Source organism: Pedobacter sp. NEAU-ZC8 (assembly GCF_059278965.1).
Window position 1 is genome coordinate 144,867 of record NZ_JCAJXC010000005.1, and the last position, 19,309, is coordinate 164,175.

20 protein-coding genes are annotated in these 19,309 nt (G+C 43.6%); 6 read left to right on the forward strand and 14 right to left on the reverse strand.

Features of this window, described 5'->3' with window-relative positions:
* Nucleotides 1–80: 80 nt before the first annotated feature.
* Nucleotides 81–398 (forward strand): thioredoxin, encoded by a 318-nt coding sequence (gene trxA, locus AC5WJX_RS06070; protein ID WP_440431903.1) that lies wholly within the window; start codon nt 81–83, stop codon nt 396–398.
* Nucleotides 399–465: 67 nt separating this feature from the next.
* Here the strand turns inward: trxA and AC5WJX_RS06075 are convergent, their stop codons facing one another.
* From AC5WJX_RS06075 to AC5WJX_RS06115, 9 genes are read right to left on the reverse strand one after another with little or no spacing between them, the layout of a single operon-like run.
* Nucleotides 466–924, reverse strand: a complete 459-nt coding sequence (locus AC5WJX_RS06075; protein ID WP_494483781.1) for a hypothetical protein — start codon at nt 922–924, stop codon at nt 466–468.
* 38 nt (nt 925–962) lie between these two features.
* Complete coding sequence (locus AC5WJX_RS06080) at nt 963–1,610, reverse strand: hypothetical protein (protein ID WP_494483782.1); 648 nt, start codon at nt 1,608–1,610, stop codon at nt 963–965.
* A gap of 34 nt (nt 1,611–1,644) precedes the next feature.
* Complete coding sequence (locus AC5WJX_RS06085; protein ID WP_494483783.1) at nt 1,645–2,205, reverse strand: RNA polymerase sigma factor; 561 nt, start codon at nt 2,203–2,205, stop codon at nt 1,645–1,647.
* A gap of 3 nt (nt 2,206–2,208) precedes the next feature.
* A complete protein-coding gene (locus AC5WJX_RS06090) occupies nt 2,209–3,165 on the reverse strand; it encodes a transketolase family protein (protein ID WP_440431911.1) in 957 nt (318 codons plus the stop codon).
* Between the two features lie 10 nt (nt 3,166–3,175).
* On the reverse strand, nt 3,176–4,021 hold the full coding sequence (locus tag AC5WJX_RS06095; RefSeq protein ID WP_440431912.1) for a transketolase: 846 nt from the start codon (nt 4,019–4,021) through the stop codon (nt 3,176–3,178).
* Nucleotides 4,022–4,075: 54 nt separating this feature from the next.
* Nucleotides 4,076–4,540 carry a thioredoxin-dependent thiol peroxidase gene (gene bcp / locus AC5WJX_RS06100; protein ID WP_494483784.1) on the reverse strand — a complete coding sequence of 155 codons (465 nt, stop codon included), beginning with the start codon at nt 4,538–4,540 and terminating at the stop codon, nt 4,076–4,078.
* A gap of 5 nt (nt 4,541–4,545) precedes the next feature.
* Nucleotides 4,546–6,261 (reverse strand): M23 family metallopeptidase, encoded by a 1,716-nt coding sequence (locus AC5WJX_RS06105; protein ID WP_494483785.1) that lies wholly within the window; start codon nt 6,259–6,261, stop codon nt 4,546–4,548.
* A gap of 5 nt (nt 6,262–6,266) precedes the next feature.
* Complete coding sequence (locus tag AC5WJX_RS06110; RefSeq protein WP_494483786.1) at nt 6,267–6,878, reverse strand: fumarylacetoacetate hydrolase family protein; 612 nt, start codon at nt 6,876–6,878, stop codon at nt 6,267–6,269.
* Between the two features lie 27 nt (nt 6,879–6,905).
* Nucleotides 6,906–7,415: a T9SS type A sorting domain-containing protein gene (locus tag AC5WJX_RS06115; protein WP_494483787.1), complete on the reverse strand. Its 510-nt coding sequence runs from the start codon at nt 7,413–7,415 to the stop codon at nt 6,906–6,908.
* Between the two features lie 145 nt (nt 7,416–7,560).
* On the opposite strand from AC5WJX_RS06115, the gene AC5WJX_RS06120 reads away from it, so the two are divergent.
* Nucleotides 7,561–9,513 (forward strand): KUP/HAK/KT family potassium transporter, encoded by a 1,953-nt coding sequence (locus tag AC5WJX_RS06120; protein WP_494483788.1) that lies wholly within the window; start codon nt 7,561–7,563, stop codon nt 9,511–9,513.
* A gap of 380 nt (nt 9,514–9,893) precedes the next feature.
* On the opposite strand, the gene AC5WJX_RS06125 is transcribed toward AC5WJX_RS06120, so the two are convergent.
* From AC5WJX_RS06125 to yihA, 5 genes are all read right to left on the reverse strand, one after another.
* On the reverse strand, nt 9,894–11,015 hold the full coding sequence (locus tag AC5WJX_RS06125; RefSeq protein ID WP_494483789.1) for an acyltransferase family protein: 1,122 nt from the start codon (nt 11,013–11,015) through the stop codon (nt 9,894–9,896).
* Between the two features lie 248 nt (nt 11,016–11,263).
* Nucleotides 11,264–13,216 carry an amino acid permease gene (locus AC5WJX_RS06130; RefSeq protein ID WP_494483790.1) on the reverse strand — a complete coding sequence of 651 codons (1,953 nt, stop codon included), beginning with the start codon at nt 13,214–13,216 and terminating at the stop codon, nt 11,264–11,266.
* 51 nt (nt 13,217–13,267) lie between these two features.
* Nucleotides 13,268–14,983, reverse strand: coding sequence for a M3 family oligoendopeptidase (locus AC5WJX_RS06135; protein WP_494483791.1), 1,716 nt, complete (start codon nt 14,981–14,983; stop codon nt 13,268–13,270).
* A 3-nt stretch (nt 14,984–14,986) separates the two neighbouring features.
* Complete coding sequence (locus AC5WJX_RS06140) at nt 14,987–15,853, reverse strand: UbiA-like polyprenyltransferase (RefSeq protein ID WP_440431934.1); 867 nt, start codon at nt 15,851–15,853, stop codon at nt 14,987–14,989.
* Nucleotides 15,854–15,856: 3 nt separating this feature from the next.
* On the reverse strand, nt 15,857–16,486 hold the full coding sequence (gene yihA / locus AC5WJX_RS06145; RefSeq protein WP_440431936.1) for a ribosome biogenesis GTP-binding protein YihA/YsxC: 630 nt from the start codon (nt 16,484–16,486) through the stop codon (nt 15,857–15,859).
* Between the two features lie 53 nt (nt 16,487–16,539).
* Here yihA and ubiE point away from each other — a divergent pair, with 53 nt between their 5' ends.
* The 4 genes from ubiE to AC5WJX_RS06165 are packed head-to-tail and all read left to right on the forward strand — an operon-like array spanning nt 16,540 to nt 19,302.
* On the forward strand, nt 16,540–17,271 hold the full coding sequence (gene ubiE / locus AC5WJX_RS06150; RefSeq protein ID WP_440431938.1) for a bifunctional demethylmenaquinone methyltransferase/2-methoxy-6-polyprenyl-1,4-benzoquinol methylase UbiE: 732 nt from the start codon (nt 16,540–16,542) through the stop codon (nt 17,269–17,271).
* The gene (gene porT, locus AC5WJX_RS06155; RefSeq protein WP_440431940.1) at nt 17,268–18,029 is read left to right on the forward strand and encodes a type IX secretion/gliding motility protein PorT/SprT; all 762 of its coding nucleotides are present in this window, start codon (nt 17,268–17,270) and stop codon (nt 18,027–18,029) included. The genes ubiE and porT overlap by 4 nt, the downstream gene beginning before the upstream one ends.
* Before the next feature lie 45 nt (nt 18,030–18,074).
* On the forward strand, nt 18,075–18,845 hold the full coding sequence (locus tag AC5WJX_RS06160; RefSeq protein ID WP_494483792.1) for an SDR family oxidoreductase: 771 nt from the start codon (nt 18,075–18,077) through the stop codon (nt 18,843–18,845).
* Between the two features lie 10 nt (nt 18,846–18,855).
* Nucleotides 18,856–19,302 carry a GatB/YqeY domain-containing protein gene (locus AC5WJX_RS06165; protein WP_494483793.1) on the forward strand — a complete coding sequence of 149 codons (447 nt, stop codon included), beginning with the start codon at nt 18,856–18,858 and terminating at the stop codon, nt 19,300–19,302.
* Nucleotides 19,303–19,309: the final 7 nt, after the last annotated feature.

Consider the following 19,309-nt stretch of genomic DNA (forward strand, 5'->3'; position numbering starts at 1 on the left):
GGCATAAGTATTGATTATTATCTTTGTAAAATCAGATCATCCATTTAGGATAGTAAGAAACTTAATCAGAAATATAAATTATGGCTTTAGAAATTACAGATGCAAACTTCGAGGAAGTTGTATTAAATTCAGATAAACCAGTGTTGGTAGATTTTTGGGCAGAATGGTGCGGTCCTTGTCGCATGGTAGGTCCAGTTGTAGACGAAATCTCCAAAGAATACGAAGGAAAAGCAGTTGTTGGTAAAGTTAACGTTGATAACAATCCACAGATCTCTACCAAATTTGGCATCCGTAATATCCCTGCTTTATTGTTCTTCAAAAACGGTGAAGTTGTAGATAAACAAGTTGGCGCAGTTCCTAAGTCTGTACTATCAGGAAAGTTAGACAAACAATTGTAATCCAGTATATACACATAAAAAAAGCGTTCATGAAAATGAACGCTTTTTTTATGTGTATATCTAAGGTTTATTTGCTACCAGCATTGTTTCTACCTCTTCCGAACCGGTTAAGTAGTTCCTTTTTGAAGGTTTCCTGAGCTCGGTAATATTTGCCGACAACCTTTAAAGGCAAGCTTGATTTCAACTTACTGTAATATTTCTTTTCGATGTTCAGGTTGCGTTGTTTGTAGTTAATCTCATTGGTAATCAGCGCATGGATTTCATTATCTGAAAGCGCTTCAATCTCATCCGTTTTACGATGGCTGATTACATTCTTATTTCTTTCCGACCATAGGCCACGAAGTTCCTTTTGCCACTCGTTGTATATTGGCCAGAAAACCTTAGCCTCACTAGGGGAGAGGTCCAGTTTCTGTGTTAGATAAGCAATTTTGTAAGACTCAATCTCTTCACTTCTGCCACTGCGGTCCTGTGCCTTTAGTATTGCTGGTATGAAAACGAGTAAAACTGCAATCCATAAATTTTTCATGTTCTTTAATTTTCTTTTATCGCCCAAATCGTCATTGCTTATAGGTTCGATGCAATCTCATATTGCGAATAGTGATTGATTATATAGTCCTCCAGTTCGGCGGAAGTGGCAGAGGTGTTGGTGATCATACCGGAACTTCCGCTTTCCATTTGCTCCATGATCAGGTCCTCTTCGATATCCCACAACATCGGATCTTCATTCAGCGCGGCAGTGTTGCTTACCTTTTCAGCAGTCTTAAATAGCCTGTCCTGGTTCAGGTAAACGGCAAAGCTGGTGATTAGGGCCAAACATGCCGCTGCCGCGTATCTGGTCAATTTTGATGGCCAGAGTTTCCTAACCTTTACTTCCGGTGTAGCTGCTTGTGATACCGCCTGCAGGATCGTGGTATTAATCCGATCAAAGTAGCCTTCAGGAACAGTATAGCCTGCATCTTTGGGCAACTGAAGCGCATCAAGGGTGATTTTAGCATTGATCTCATCAGGAAGCTGCTCGAAGTAGCCTGCGGGAACTTTGGATTCCGGAAAACCGGCTTTAGCTTTCAGTTCATCTACAAAAACCGCTGCGCGGATCTTGTCACTTAAGCCTTCGAAATACTGCTCAGGAACAGCAAAAGGATTTACCTTAGGCAAACGGGAGAGATGTGGTGCCTCATCTTTCCAATCATTATGTTCTAAATTATTATCCATTACGCTTATATAGATGATGTTATTGCTAAAAGGTTTAAAACCTGATGTCTTCATTTAGCATGAAAGCTTCGATTTTTTTCACCGCAATGTGAAATGAAGCTTTAAGCGCACCTACCGAGGTACCCAATACTTCAGAAATCTCTTCATACTTCATTTCATCGAAGTACTTCATATTAAAAATCAGTCTTTGTTTCTCTGGTAAGGTCAGAATGGCACGCTGCAGTTTCAGCTGGATTTCTGTGCCATTGAAGTAGGAGGGTTCTACCAAACGTTCTACGACTTCCTGCGATACCTCATCCAGTGGGGTATTGTTCTGGCGCTTCTGTTTGTTCAGGAAGGTAATGGATTCGTTGCTAGCAATTCTATAGATCCAGGTATACAGCTGTGAGTCGTTCCTGAAGTTACCCAGGTTCTTCCAGACCTTCACAAAGACGTCTTGCACAAGGTCATCCGTGTCATCATGGTTGATGACCATACGGCGGATATGCCAGTATATTTTCTGCTGGTATTTATTTAGAAGCAGGCCGAAGGCCTCCTGACGGGTTTTTTCATCTGAAAACTTTTGTAGAATTTCTGCGTCTTCAACCTGCTTCATAGATTATTTTTTACGTTTCAAGACAGCTTGAACAGCCTCAACAATGTTCACAGTATCTAAACCGTACTTCGTCATCAATTCATCCGGGGTACCACTCTCACCGAAACTGTCGTTTACGGCCACGAATTCCTGAGGTGCAGGGAACTGTGTAGTAAGTAAGCGGGCAACGCTTTCACCTAGTCCACCAAACTTGTTGTGCTCTTCACAAGTAACCACACAGCCAGTTTTCTGTACAGATTTCAGGATTGCTTCCTCATCCAGCGGTTTAATCGTGTGAATGTTGATGATCTCCGCATCTATGCCAAGCTTTTCAAGTTCCTCACCAGCCTCAATCGCTTTCCAAACCATGTGGCCGGTGGCAATGATGGTTACATCTTTACCTTCATTAACCATCCAGGCTTTACCGATCTGGAAGTCCTGATCCGCAGGCGTAAAGATTGGCACACTAGGGCGACCAAAACGCAGGTAAACAGGGCCCTCATGTTCAAGGATCGCTAAGGTAGCCGCTTTGGTCTGGTTATAATCGCATGGATTAATCACGGTCATGCCAGGCAGCATTTTCATCAACCCAATATCTTCAAGGATCTGGTGTGTTGCACCATCTTCACCCAAGGTTAAACCGGCGTGAGAAGCACAGATCTTTACGTTCTTGTTCGAGTAGGCAACAGACTGTCTGATCTGGTCATAAACACGGCCAGTAGAGAAGTTCGCAAACGTTCCGGTGAAAGGGATTTTGCCGCCGATGGTTAAACCTGCTGCCATCCCGATCATGTTTGCTTCTGCAATACCAACCTGAATGTAGCGATCAGGAAATTCATTCGCGAAGTCGTCCATTTTCAATGAACCCTTCAAATCGGCACATAGTGCTACGACGTTCTCGTTGCGTTTTCCTGCTTCATGCAGTCCGGCACCAAAGCCAGATCTGGTGTCTTTTTTTTCTGTATATGTATACTTTTTCACGTGATTCTGATTAATAGTCGGATAATGAACTAGAGATTTGACCCAATGCGCTTTCTAACTGCGCATCATTTGGCGCAGTGCCGTGCCATTTATGTGAGCCAACCATGTAGTCAACTCCATAACCCATCTGTGTACTCATCAGGTTAAGAATTGGCCTTCCTTTTCCGGTAAGTGATTTTGCGTAGTGCAATGCCTTACAGATATTATCCATATCGTTACCGTCAGAAGTAATTACATGCCAGCCAAACGCTTCAAACTTAGCCTGAAGGTTGTCCAAGGATAATACTTTTTCTGTTGGGCCATCAATCTGCTGACCATTATAATCGATTGTAGAAATCAGGTTGTCAACTTTGTTGAAAGGTGCAAACATGATTGCTTCCCAATTCTGACCTTCCTGTAACTCTCCATCACCATGCAGCGTAAATACCAAAGATTTGTCCTTATTCAACTTCTTCGCCATGGCAGCACCGATCGCAACAGAGAAGCCCTGACCCAGAGATCCGGAAGCAATTCTCACACCTGGAAGGTGCTCATGCGTTGTCGGGTGCCCTTGTAACCTTGCGTTAAGCTTTCTGAAAGTTGCCAGTTCTGCAATATCAAAATAGCCCGACCTTGCAAGTACACTGTACCAAACCGGGGAGATGTGCCCGTTAGACAAGAAGAATAAATCTTCTCCGATGCCATCCATATTGAAGTCGGTGTTGTGGTTCATAACTTCAAAATACAGGGCAGTCATGAAATCCGCACAGCCAAGTGACCCTCCCGGGTGACCTGATTGACAGCCATGCACCATTCGTACGATATCCCTTCTGACTTGAGAAGCAATATCTTCTAATTCTTTGATTGTATGTTTCATTTAGCTGGAATAGTTAATATTTGTAAAGGTATTATTTAAGGCTTAATTTTTTTATTAAACTGAAAGTAGTTCTAGCACCTGCGCAGAAGCATTTTTAGTGTCTACCTTTTTAACTACCGTTTTAATTACACCTTGTTCATCAATGATGAATGTTCTACGGTTGATACCCATGTACTTCTTTCCATACATGTTCTTTTCAACCCAAACACCATAGTCATTTACGATCTTGTGATCTGTATCGGAAATCAGCGGAAAGGGTAAGCTGTGTTTACTAATGAACTTCTTGTGAGATTCTTCATCATCCACACTAACCCCTAAAACTGCAATGTCCTTACTAAGTAACTGCTGGTAGTTATCTCTAAAGTCGCAAGCCTCTGCCGTACAGCCTGGGGTATCATCCTTCGGGTAAAAGTATAGTACCACAGTTTTGCCACGAAACTGCTCTAAGCTGATGGGATTGCCATCCTGGTCTTTGGAATTGATTGCAGGTGCCTGCATGCCTGCCGATAGTTCTGTCATATCTTTTATTTATAAAATGATAGCGCCAATGTTTTTGAATTATCTTTCATATCTACAACAATGAGCGTTAAGTTATGTTTCCCATTTGATAGACTACCATCAAACGTGTGTGACAACGTCGCGGTTTTCGCATCAAACTCCATCAGCACCCACTTATCATCGATATATCCGTTGAAGCTTTTGATGCCGGAGAGGTTATCCCGGATCTTAAAATTCATCTTACCAAAGCCACGCATACTCTTGCCATCGGTAATGTTCAGCGGTGTGATGGTTGGTGCAATGGTATCTACAGCGATGTAGAAGCTTCCGAAGTTACGTGGCTTTGCCTTCACAAAACCATCTTCATATCTGCCGCCTTGCGATGCACCCGTTGTACTCACAATTAATGCCTTTTCTTCCAGGCCGCCCAAGTAAGCGGTTGGCTTAATCCAAAGGTCAAAGCCAGTATGTAAAGGTGTTAAGCGATTTTGTATGTGATGGATCACAGAGTATCCACGGGGCGCAAGTTGATTGCCTGCTTTATAAACAAAATCCAGGTCGTTGTACAGATTGCCACGCTGGATCTGCACAAACACACTGTCTGTTTTGAATTCATTTACCTGGTTATACGGGAACAGTATGCCTTTCAATGGGCGAACTGTAGCTACCACGGGGTTCTCTGCTGCTTGTACCTTGAAACTGATGGTGCTGGTATTACCTTTAACATCGGTAACGGTATATTTTAGATCGTGCAATAGGCCGTCATTGAAACTGATGCGGCCGCGGTTTTCCAGGTTGCTATAGATCTGCAATGGATTTCCAGGATCCACGAAGCTCTTCTGAATGCTTCTCCGTGTATTCAGGAACGTAGGATAATCGATATGACTGTTGATGCCTTTACTATTCTCAAAGGAGAAGCGCTCTAATGCCGAGGTAAATACCGCTCTGCCATCCACTTCAAGGGTGATGGAGTAAACGCCGTTTGTGCCAGACATCCCGGTGTGTCTATCCGTAGTAACGATACCGAAGCCAATTTCACCGCTTAAACTTACGGTATTGTTCACCCGGTAAGCGCCACCGCTACCCACCAGGGGGATAGGGATCTTCTGCGTAAATTCGCTGAATGGCTGGTGATCCAAACGATAGGCGTATAAGCCGGATATCACTGGTTTAACCCGGTCGGGCACTTCAATGCCAAAGAGCTGCGGATTGATGGTTGCCTCCGTTTTTGTATCGCGGATCTCGAAATGCAGGTGTGGCCCCCCAGAACTGCCAGTGTTCCCGGAATAGGCGATGATCTCACCCTTATACACCGGGATAAGATCCGCTGCAGGAAATTCATCGATATCAAAGGATTTCTTTTCATATTGGATTGCTTTCGCTTTCGCAGAAAGTTTAGCGTTGTATCGCTGCAAATGGCCGTAAACCGAGGTATATCCATTTGGATGATTGATATACAATGCGTTTCCAAATCCACTGCTTTGAATCCTGATCCTTGCTACATAACCATCTGCAATGGCATAAACCGGATAACCTTCCTGCTGATTGGTCCTTAAATCAATACCCGAATGGAAGTGATTAGCCCTTAGCTCTCCAAATGAACCCGACAAAGCAGGAGGACTGATGTTTAATGGTGGCCGGAAGTCGACCAAAGGATATTTGTTGTTGCTGATTAAAAGTTGGCTTTTAGAAGCCGGGATAACTGCAAAAAATAGGATAAGGAACAGGAATGATCTACGCATCAAGCTTATTTAATTTCAAAATTCAATAATTGTTGCCCTTCTAACCAGGCTTCAAGTCTGTCTCCAGGATGAACCTGACCCACACCTTCCGGTGTACCAGTAAAGATCATATCGCCTTTTTTAAGGGTAATATATTGCGAAACAAAAGCAATGATCTTTTCGAAGGAGTACAGCATATTTTTAGTGTTGCCGTTCTGCCTGCTTTCCTTGTTGATCTTAAGTTCAAACGGAAGCTCGTACATGTTCGTAACCGAGGATTTGGGAATGAAGTTACTAACCGCTGCGGAATTGTCGAAAGCTTTAGCGAGTTCCCAAGGCAGGCCTTTTTCTTTGTGAATACTTTGAATATCACGTGCCGTAAAATCAATTCCTAAGCCGATTTCTTCGTAATAGTTTGAAGCGAACTTCTCCTGAATGTGCTTGCCTTCCTTACAGATCTTCAAAACGACTTCCAGTTCGTAATGGATATCTGATGAAAAATCTGGAATGTAGAATGGACGATTGTCCTTTAAGAGTGCAGTATCAGGTTTAAGAAATATTACCGGCGAGCTTGGTATAGGATTGTTTAATTCTTGAGCGTGCGCAGCATAGTTGCGCCCAATTGCAATGATTTTCATAACCGAAAGTAAAAAAGATTAGCAGAATTATAAAACGGAGATGCGTTTTACTGAAGTTTCTGCACCAGCAACGATCCGAACGAAATAGATTCCGCTGCTTAAACGGTTGGCAATAGAAAAAGTTTTGGTCTGCTCCCCGCTGCCTGAGCGCTCGGTAGCCAGCGTAGTCACCTCATTACCTAAAAGGTCCATGATCTTGATGGAAATATTGCTTTCACGCTCCAGCTTATAGACCACGGTAATCTGATCGTCAATAGTGCTTGGTGAAACTTTAATGAAGGTTAAGTTCTTTTCGCTTTTCGTAGCACCTTTACTTGCTAAAGGGTTATTGTTGGGAAGAAAAGTAAAACCATCAAAAAGCGGACGATACGAAGGTAAGTTTGGCTTGATGGTTGTCGGCTTTGGCGTCTTTTTAGATCTGCTGAAATAGTTCAAACTGTCCGACCGCTGAGCAAAAACACTACTGTTGCATAAAATACCAATGCATAATATGCAGAAGAATTGAAGCAGCTTAGATTTAGTCAGGTTTTTTCTCATCGATAGCGCCAAAAGTATAAATAAATAAACAATAAACATCCCGGAAATGTTTACAATGTTGAGATTTAACAAAAATTAACATAACCACATTTCTTTCCTTAATAAAGTGCATTTTTGAACACGATTTTTACTTCAATTTTTTTCAGTGTCAAGTACAACGAATATTCAAAAGCTCTCCGGAGCCGGTCTACTCATCAGTCTGGGAATCGTTTACGGAGATATCGGAACATCTCCATTATACACCTTAAGAGCCATCTTTAATACCGTCAGTGACGCAGGGCAACCAATTACACCAATGATTGTGCTTGGCGCTCTATCCTGTATTATATGGACGCTGACCTTACAAACAACAATTAAATACGTCGCCATCACCCTGCGCGCAGATAACAAAGGGGAGGGTGGTATCCTTTCGCTTTACTCTTTGGTGCGTAAAAAAGCAAAGTGGTTGGTTGTTCCGGCCATTCTTGGCGGCTGTGCTTTGCTTGCGGATGGGATCATCACGCCCAGCATTACGGTCACTACGGCGATTGAAGGACTCCAGTTCAAGTTTCCTGCCGTTCAGGTGATCCCAATTGTTATTGCCATCATAACAGGTTTGTTCATTATACAGCAATATGGTACCAGCCTGGTTGGTAAGATGTTCGGACCCATAATGCTGCTTTGGTTCAGCACACTTGGTGTACTGGGAATGTTATACGTGGTGCAGGATCTTAGTATCCTGAAAGCACTTAACCCTTATTATGCGGGACATTTACTGGCTACCAATCCTATGGCGCTGGTCATCCTTGGCGGTGTATTTCTATGTACCACGGGAGCTGAAGCCTTGTATTCAGATCTTGGACACTGCGGTAAGGATAACATACGGGTTAGCTGGGTATTTGTTAAAATCACACTGATCATCAACTACCTGGGACAGGGGGTATGGTTATTAAAACACCCCGATTACAACGCCAACATCAATCCGTTTTACGAAATTGTGCCTCCGCAGTACCTGCTATTCATGGTTGCATTGGCAACTTTAGCCGCCATTATTGCCAGCCAGGCAATGATCACCGGATCCTTTACCCTGATTTCTGAAGCAGTACGTTTGAACCTCTGGCCTAAAGTGCTGATCTCTTATCCAAGCAATCACAAGGGGCAAATCTACGTGCCATCGATCAACTGGCTGTTGTGCGCTGGCTGTATTGCCGTGGTATTATTGTTTAAGAAGTCGATCAATATGGAAGGGGCATACGGACTTGCCATCAACCTGACCTTCCTTGCCACCACCATTCTGATCGCTTATTACATGAAGGCCAAGAAAGTGCCTTTGTACATCATTGTGATCTTCCTGGCGATCTACGGTGCGCTTGAACTATCCTTTTTGGTAGGTAACATGACGAAATTCCTTCATGGTGGATTTGTAACGCTGCTCATTGGCGCAGCCTTGTTTAGCGTCATGTGGGGCTGGTACGTTGCCAGAAAGATCAAAAACAGATTTGTTAAATATGTCGGTATCGATGACTATTTCGAGCTGATCAGCGAGTTGAGCGAGGACACTACCATTGCGAAACATTCCTCTCAATTGGTCTACCTAACCAGCGCAAACTTCAAAACAGAAATTGAATCCAAGATCATTTATTCCATATTGCAAAAGGAACCAAAAAGGGCGGATATCTACTGGCTGGTTCACGTGGATGTGGTAGATGAACCTTTTACACGGGAATACAAGGTCGAGTTCCTGATCCCGGGGAAACTGATCCGGATCGACTTCAAACTTGGCTTCCGTGTAGAACAGCGCATCAACATCCTGTTCCGGAAAGTGGTGGAAGACCTGGTGGCCAACGGTGAGGTCGACATCACCAGTCAGTATGCTTCCTTGAAGAAACACCGGATTGCCGGGGATTTCAGGTTTATTCTGTTGGAGAAGCACCTTTCCAGGTTTACAACCTTAAATCTTTATGAGCGCAGCATAATGACTTATTACTTCTTACTGAAACGTCTGAGTCTTTCTGAGGAGCGAAGTTTCGGCCTGGACTCCAGTTATGTTGATGTGGAGAAAGTGCCATTAATCTTCGTTTCCACAGACGATATTGAACTTACCAGGCTTCCAGCTTAAACTGGATTTTAAGTATAGCTTCAAAGCCGCTTCCTGTAAAATTGGAAGCGGCTTTTTTATGCAATAAGTAGAGCCGGTTCTGCAGATAGCTTGGATTGAAGAACGAACAGAGTTAATCTTAGTGTACGCCCAGATAGGGGAAGTATAGAGTTGAAAATAAGACACATCAACCTGAGCACATAAACACATCAAACGCACATGAAACACACACGTCGTGTGCGCTTGATGTGCGTTTGATGTGGGTTTGATGTGGGGTTGATGTGCGTTTGATCCAAAGCTGTCCTATCCTAATATAGCTATACTTGTTTAGCTGTTAATTCTAAAGTGGTAATACACTTGGATTTGTATTCCTGTATGAGCTATACACGCTGCATTTGTATCTACGAAGTACCTTTTGATTTTATGACGTTCATCGTGAGCGTAGTTCTTTGCGGTAAAATGGACGATATAAACTTCAGGATTTTTGTGAACCACTTTGTTGCTGGTTTTTCAAAATATTTGTTGACCAAATTCGAAATGCAAACCATAATCACCAATATAGAAAGGAGAAGCACCTGGCTTTGCACTGTATTTCTCAAAGCCCAATACAAGCCTAATCCATATAAATGTAAAAGATAAAACGGATAGGTGATATCTCCCAATTTCCTCAATACGTTATTAGATCTTATGGAAAACTTGTCGTTTGCAATTAGAAAAAATGTCGAGAATATAGATAGAATAATAAAATAATAGCCATACGCGCTTACTGCGTCAACCGATTTATAATAAAGGTTGGCATATTTCGCCATAAAAAAGGCCTGTGTAAGGCATAATCCCAAGACAACCAGCAAAAAGGTGTTCAATTTCCATTTGTCCGTGTAGTTTATTTTTACCAGATAGAACAGTATTCCTGCGATAAAGTATAAACTATGCTTTGGGACTAATATTCCCACTTTATCGTCAGCCCTCAGTAAGCCCAAAGCACCTACTACCAAATAAACAATCAGCCAGCAAATAAGTACCGGCATCATTTTATCCCATAATTTGAAAATGATAATCGCTGATATAAGCAGATAAAAGTGCACTTCTTCCAGCAATGACCAGAATACAGGATTGATCAGCTCTGTGCCGAAAGCGGATGGTATCATCGTACAATTAACTAAAAACCCTTTAAAAGATGGCCAGGGCAAAAAGGTAGGCACCTGAGGGAAAACCCTCGGTAGTACAAAAGCGATAACACAACTCAGCCAGAATACCGGATACAGACGGGTGATTCTTGAAAGGGCAAAATCAGTGAACGACTTGTTCATAGCAGTCCTGGTGACCACGTAGCCACTTATTACAAAAAAGAGCGGTACACCCAGGTAACCATACCTAAAAAACACACCTATACCTAAATTGCCAGGAACAATATTGCTGGCATAATTAAATGAATCGGTGTAGTGAAAGATAAAAACGGACAATGCGGCAATTACCCTAAGTAAATCTAATTCATTCTGACGGTCAGTTTTTGTTGAGAGCATATTTGAGTGAAACGTTAAAGGAAAAAATATTGCGAATATACATCATTCAAGGTTATTTTCTCCTAGACTTATACATGCATATTTTTATGTTACCACACTGCCGTTTCTTTCACCAATAAAAATAGGGTAAAAAAGATAGGTAACCGGGAAAAGTAGGCGAAGCTAATTTGGAGCTTCATCGGTGCATATAAACAAAAAATCCTGACAATCATTGATCGTCAGGATTCGTATACTTGAAAAGTTGTTTGCTAGCTTGCCGAAGGCACTTGATTCAATTTACTATGTCTGTAGCCGTAGCAGAAGTAAACAACCAGTCCAACAATCAGCCAGATTCCGAAACCGATCCAGTTTGAAATGCCCAGCTCACACATCATGTATAAGCAGCACATCAGTCCAAGTACCGGGATCAAAGAAAGGTTCTTTTTGATGCAGTAGTAGGTGATGGCACAGCATATGAAAAAGAAGATCCACATTGGAATCTTGTGCTTAAACAAGCTCCAGCCGTATTCATATTTCTTCTCCTGATCTACATGCGCACGATCTACAAAGTCCTTGTACTGTGCCTCGGTTAAGCGGTTCAAATAGGCTTCGGTATCAACATTCTTCTCAATCAGGTTTGCCTTTTGTTCATCCAGTTTAATCTGCTCCTGAACGGCTTTAAGCTCATCAGCATTTAGAGAAGTAACGAAGCCAACGGGACTGTACAGCTGCGGTTGGTTGGTGATGAAAGCCGTAGATTCTGCCTTGAACATGCTGAAACCAAGCACAAGCGCAGCGATAAACGCCGGTGGAATAATGTATTTACTGTTTACATAAGGGATTTTAAACTTGCGCTGAATGTCTGTGCGGTCCTGCAAGACCAACACCCCTGCACATACCAAAACGAAGGCGAATAGTGTACCAATGGAGCAAAGATCAGTAACAATGGTCAGGTTCATAAACAGGGAAGGTACCGCCACTACGAAACCAACAACCACGGTTGAAAAAGATGGCGTTTGGTATTTAGGGTGGATCCTGGAAAAAGCCTTTGGCAACAGGCCATCACGGCTCATGCTCATCCAGATCCTTGGCTGTCCCATTTGGAACACCAACAGCACGCTTGCCATGGCGAACACCGCACTAACAGCGATAATACCACTCATCAGCTTCAGATCGATCTGATCGAATACAAAAGCCAGGGGATCACCCACGGCCAGCAGGCTATAGTTAACGATACCGGTTAGTACCAGTGCAATGGCAACATATAGAAGGGTACAGATGATGATGGCCCACATCATTCCTCGTGGCAGGTCACGCTGCGGATTTTTACACTCTTCAGCGGTGGTAGAGATGGCATCGAAGCCGATATAGGCAAAGAATACCGCCGAAACACCTTTCAAAATTCCACTAACGCCGTTTGGCGCAAAAGGATCCCAGTTACTCACTTCGACATAGAAAACACCAACAGAAAGCACCAACAGGATTACAGCAAGTTTAATGACCACCATCGCATTGCTCGCATTTCTGGATTCTTTCATACCACGGTAAACAAGCCAGGTAATAAAGATGATGATGCCTAGTGCGGGGATATCTGCAACCACATGGAAGTCGCCGATCTTTGGCGCTGTAATCCAGGCGTTATTTGCAATCCTGGTTGCGTCGTCCAGGTTAGAGTAGTCCTTACCTGCCGCCACCAGCGCCTCTGCATGTTCATGTGCGTTCAATGCCGTCAGGTAGTCCATGGTCATCCAATCCGGCAGGTGTATGCCCTGGATGTTTAAAGCCGGTATCTGTATGGAGGAGAGCAGTCCCGTGAAGTAGTCGGACCAGGAAATGGCAACGGTAATGTTTCCGATGGCATATTCCATGATCAGCGACCAGCCGATGATCCAGGCCACGAGCTCTCCAAAAGCAACATAGGAGTAGGTATAGGCACTTCCGGAAACGGGCACCATGGAGGCGAATTCAGCATAGGCAAATGCAGCGAAACTACAAGCTAATGCGGTAAAGATAAATAGAAAGATCACCGCCGGACCGCCGTCAGCACTGGCTTTTCCGATGGTACTAAAAATCCCGGCCCCGATGATGGCGGCAATACCAAAAGCAGTAAGGTCTCTGACGCCAAGGGTTTTGTGCAGCGAGGTGCCATGTTCGCCATAGCCCTTATCTGCATCTTCTAAGATTTTAGTAATGGATTTCTTTCTGAGGAGTTTCTCAAGCATATATCAGTTTCCGTGTGTTATGGATTCAAACTTAGATAAATTGTTGTATTACTAATCTAACCTGGCCAATTCATTTTTGATGAAGTCAGCAAGTTCAGCAACATAATCAACACTGAAATCAAACTTGATCCCTGCAGTCTCATAGATCTCATTCATTGGTTTGGTATACCCTAATGCCAATGCTTCAAGGTATTGCTTTAAAGCTTTAGCGGGGTCTTCCTTGTAGTTTTTATAGATCGCTATCGCGCCAAGTTGAGCAATTGCATATTCAATGTAATAAAAAGGTACTTCAAACAGGTGTAACTGTTTCTGCCAAAGATTGCCATAGGACGCTTCCAGACCTTCCCAATCGGCAAAGCCTGCACCAAATCTGCTGTAGATCTGCTTGAAGGCGGATTCCCGTTCTGCAGCGTTATGCCCGGGATTGGTATAGATCCAATGTTGAAACTGGTCTATAACTGCCACCCAAGGCAAGGTTTTCAGTACATCGATCAGCTGTTCGCGTTTGGCGCGGATCAGGTCTTCCTCCTTGTCAAAGTAGACATCCCACTGGTCCATAGTAATCAACTCCATGCTCATGGAAGCTAGCTCGGCAACTTCAGAAGGGCAGTGCTTAAAGTCGTTCAACTCCAGGTTTGCCGTTAAAAAGGTATGTACCGCATGACCACCTTCATGTACCATGGTGGTAAGATCACGAAGGGTGTTTGCCGAGTTCATGAAGATGAACGGGGCCCCGGTTTCTGCTAGTGGGTAATTGTAGCCACCAGGTGCCTTGCCTTTACGGCTTTCTACGTCGAAAAGCTTGTTTGCTTTCATGGTTGCCAGCATCTGTCCGAGTTTAGGATCGATGCGCTCAAAGCAGGTTATGGTTTTATCAACTAGCTCTTCCCCGTTCGCAAAGGGCTTCAATGCGGGTTTACCACTTGTACTTACATCCATATCCCATGGTTTCAGCGGGGAAATACCCAAGTCTGCAGCACGTTTGTCTGCCTGATCTTTTAAGATCGGCACAACTTCTTTCTCTATAGCTTCTGCAAATTTGTAGCAGTCTTTCGGTGTATAGTCGAATCTGCCCAAAGCCTGAAACATGTAGTCGCGATAGTTCTCAAAGCCGGCGTTTAAACTCACTTCATGACGCATGGTGATCAACTCATCAAACAGCACATTCAGTTCATCCTTATCAACCAGGCGGCGTTGTTGAATTGCTTCCCAGGCTTGCTGACGTACCTCGCGGTTTACATCCTTCAGAAAGGCCGCTGCTTGTTCCAGCGTATATTCCTGATCATTGAGGTGTACACTCATCGCGCCGCTGATCGCCTGGTACTTCTGTTGTGCGACCTGTAATTTGGTAAATAGCGGGACGTTTTCATCACGATAGATCTCGAGCGATTTTTTGATCGCACGAAGGTATACGAAGTATTTATCCTGATCGAGCTCATCAACGAGCTCGTGGTTCACTAATTTTTTATTTAGCGTATTATTGATCGGCGCTATTTTGGGTTCGATTTCCGTTGCAAAGTATTGAAAAGCCTGAACCAGTGTTTCGTTATTGGTGTCGCAGGTCATTCTGATGTAGCGCCATGCGAAGTCTTCTTCCAGTGCTGCTTCAAGTTCACTTTTATCTTTCAACCATTGCTCCAGATCGGCCACTGTTGGTAGTGCTCTGTTCTGCAATTCGTCAAAGATAGGCGCCAGGGTTTCCCATTTAATTTCAAGCTCCTGTGGAATGTATGTTCTTGTTTTTTTCGGAATTATTAAATCGATCATGGTTTAGAAATTATAGTTGGTTCTTAGAAACGCATCGAGTAGAAAACACAATGCGAACACGACAGATGCATAGCCATTGGTCGTAGCAAAGGCACGGTCTACTTTACTGATGTCGTTCGGCTTTACCAGCAAATGCTGATAGGTAAGCATGAAACAAAAGAAAGCAACACCGATATAGTAAACAAAGCTAAACTCGCTAAAGAAAATTGGCAGGATCACGCAGATGGCGGAGCAGATATGCAACACCACAGAAAGCCTCAGGGCATTTTTAATGCCCAAGGCAGCAGGGATAGAGTGTAGCTTTTCAGCCCGGTCAAAGTCTTCATCCTGCAGCGCATAGATGATGTCGAAGCCACTTACCCAAAACAGGACGGCAAAGGAGTACAATACAGGTACAATGTCAAAAGCACCGGTTACGGCAATGTATGCGCCAATGGGTGCAAGGGAGAGACCCAGCCCGAGTACCAGGTGGCACAATGCGGTAAACCGTTTCGTGTAGCTGTAGAAGAGTACAACAAAAAGTGCAACAGGAGAAAGGTATAAACACAGATCATTAATAAAAGCTGTGGCAATGACAAAAAGCAGGCAGTTGACAATGACAAATATGAGCGCTTCATTGGCCGACACGCGGCCTGCCGGGATGTCACGCATTACCGTTCGAGGGTTTTTGGCGTCAATATCGCGGTCCAGGTATCTGTTGAAAGCCATGGCGGCATTTCGCGCAAATACCATACATAGCAGTACGAGTAAAAGTAAAAACCAGTTGAATGGTTGAGTGCTGGTAGTTACGCCCAGAAAAAATCCAATCATCGCGAAGGGTAGTGCGAATATGGAGTGGGCGAAGAGTACCAGCGAAAAGAATTTCTTCATCTTCTATAAATCTTCTTTTGGCGTTAGAACAGGCATTACGAAATCCTGGTTAACCTCATCAATAAACTGAAGCACTGCTTCTTTACCCTGACCTTTTTCTGCGGAGGTTACAAAGTAAGGCGGGATTTCCTCAAACCAACCTGAAAGTTGTTTTTTGAATAAAGCGACGTTGGCGTCGGTTTTTGGAGCAGACTGTTTATCTGCCTTAGTAAATACCAGTGCAAATGGCACCTGAATTTCACCTAACCAGCAGCAGAATTCAATATCAATCTTTTGTGGCTCCAGCCTGCTATCAATTAAAACAAAGATGCATTGCAGGCTTTCGCGTTTAGTGATGTAGTTGCGGATGAACTTCTCCCAGGCTTCTCTGCTGGATTTCGAGACCTTGGCATATCCATAGCCAGGTAAATCGACGATATACCATTTCTCATTGATCAGGAAGTGGTTTATAAGCTGTGTTTTTCCAGGTTTCTGGGAGGTCTTCGCCAATCCGTGCTGGTTTACCAGCATATTGATCAGGGAGGATTTGCCGACATTTGAGCGCCCGATAAAAGCATACTCAGGCATATTTGCGATTGGCAATGCCGATACCTTGGTATTGCTGCAAACGAATGTTGCTGATTTTATAATCATTTCACAAAGGTAGAAAATTAGTTTTCAACAATTACTTATCTTTGCCAATCACCATGAATGAAAAAATAACCCCGTACCACAATCAGACGGTTACCAAGAAAGAACAGGTAGCTACCATGTTTAACAACATCTCCGGCACCTATGATTTTCTTAATCATTTCATGTCGCTTGGTATTGATATCCTTTGGCGTAAAAAGGCCATTCGGCAGTTAAAAGCACAGCAACCTAAATCCATTTTAGATGTGGCAACCGGAACGGGAGATTTTGCATTTGAAGCCATCAAGATCTTAAAGCCTGAAAAGATTACCGGGGTAGATATATCTGCTGGAATGCTTGAGGTGGCCAAGAGAAAGATCAGGGAGCGTAAGCTGGAACATGTATTCTCGGTACGTCTTGGCGATTCGGAAATGCTGCCTTTCGAAGACAATCAGTTTGATGCCATTACGGTAGCCTATGGTGTACGCAACTACGAAAATCTGGAAAAGGGGCTTGCCGATATGCGCCGTGTATTAAAACCAGGTGGCAAGATCGTTATTCTTGAATTTTCAAAACCGCAGGGTTTCCCGGTGAAGCAGCTGTACAACTTTTATTTTAAGCACATCACGCCATTTTTCGGGAAAGTATTTTCCAAAGACGCCCGGGCCTATCAATATCTTCCTGAGTCGGTTGCGGCCTTCCCGGATGGTACCGCCTTTACCCAGTTGATGGAAAGGGTAGGCTTCAGTCAAACCAAACAGATTACTTTAACGTTTGGTATTAGTTCAATCTATACTGGTATAAAATGAGAAAAACCTTAATACTCCTGATTGCGTTCTTTGGTGCCATAACAAGTGCGAAAGCGCAAAACTGGGGCGGTGGTGTTGATGAAAAAGATATACATTTCGGATTTACCTTCCAGGTGCTTAGCTCTGAATATAAGGTTTTGAAGAAGCCTGATTGGGGGGATCAATATTATGACTTAACTCAAAATCCTCCCGCACTAGTGCATGATGGTTTTCGCTACATAAATGCGGAGGATAAAATTGGATATGGATTAGGCTTTGTGGTCAACAAGCGTGTAAGCAGTCATGCAGATCTGCGTTTAACCCCAACACTTGTTTTCAACGATAGGATTTTACATTATCAATTTATCAGGAATGAAACGATAGGTGGGGAGCCAGAACAACCTGCACGCGAGCAAGTGGTGCAAACCACCGTAATCGATTTCCCTTTAGGCTTTAAACTGAAATCTGACCGCCGCAAAAATTTCCGTGCATACATGATCGGAGGCTTGAAGTACTCCATGGATATCACCTCTGCCAAAAAACGGAGCAATGACGGCAAAACCTCGATGGAAATGCTACTGCAGAATAAGAAAAACTTCCTTTCTTATGAAGCTGGACTGGGTATGGATCTTTATTTTGAATACTTTAAAATGTCGCCTGAAATCAAATATTCGTCTAGCTTCAACAGCATTTTAGAACATGACAACAACAATCCATATTCAAATCCATTGAATAAGTTGATGTTGCGTCATGTGACATTTAGTTTGTTTTTTGAATAACCGCTCAGCTGGAAATAATTCTAGCTTTGTGAAACAATAATCGTTATGAATTCAAAAATAGCATTGATCACAGGAGCAACTTCAGGCATCGGCGCAGCATGCGCCCGAACGTTTGCGCAACAGGGCTATAACCTGGTTTTAGTAGCCCGAAGAACTGCATTGCTGGATGATATTACAAAGGAACTTCAGGATACACACCAGATCGAGGTAAAGTCACTCGTCGCGGATGTGCGCAAAAAGGAATCCATCACGGAAGCGCTGGAGTCGCTCCCAGAAGCCTGGAAGAAAGTTGATGTGTTGATTAACAATGCCGGTTTGAGCCAGGGTTTGGATCCGATTGACAAAGGTGATACGGAGGATTGGGATACCATGATAGATACCAATGTGAAGGGATTGTTGTATGTAACCAAGGTCGTATCCAATTGGATGATTTCGTACAAGACTGGACATATCGTTAATATCGGCTCCATTGCGGGCAAAGAGGTGTATCCAAATGGAAATGTTTATTGTGCCACGAAACACGCGGTTGATGCGCTGAATAAAGGGATGCGTATGGATCTGCTTCCACATGGGATTAAGGTAACGGCGATCAATCCGGGGATGGTGGAGACGGAGTTTTCGATCGTGCGCTTTAAAGGTGATGAGCAGCGTGCAAAAAGCGTGTACGAAGGTCTGGAGCCACTTATGGCGCAGGATATTGCAGATGCCATCTGGTTTGCTGCAAGCAGGCCTGCTCATGTGAACATCAACGATATGCTGATCATGCCAACGGCACAGGCCTCGGCATCACTGACGTATAAAAATAATCAACATTAATTACAGAGATATGCTTTCCAATACAATTGATCAGGAGATCAAAAAAGCCATGCTTGCTAAAGATCAGGCACAATTAAGAGGTCTAAGGGCGATTAAAGCAGCTTTACTGCTTGCGAAAACGGAGAAAGGTCCGGCAGAGGAGATTACGGAAGAAGCTGAGGTTAAAATAATTCAGAAGTTGATTAAGCAACGGCGAGAATCCTCCGACATCTATAAAACACAGGGCCGGGCGGATTTAGCGCAGGTTGAAGATGAAGAAATTGAAGTCATCAGTCAGTTCCTGCCGAAGCAGATGGATCGGGCGGAGGTGGAAGCGGTGATCGCTGGAATCGTTTCGCAAACAGGCGCCAGTTCGGTGAAAGATATGGGCAAAGTTATGGGTCTTGCAAATAAAGAACTCGCAGGTAAGGCTGACGGCAAATTAATTGCGGAAGTGGTTAAATCGCAATTGGCATAAATTGTGC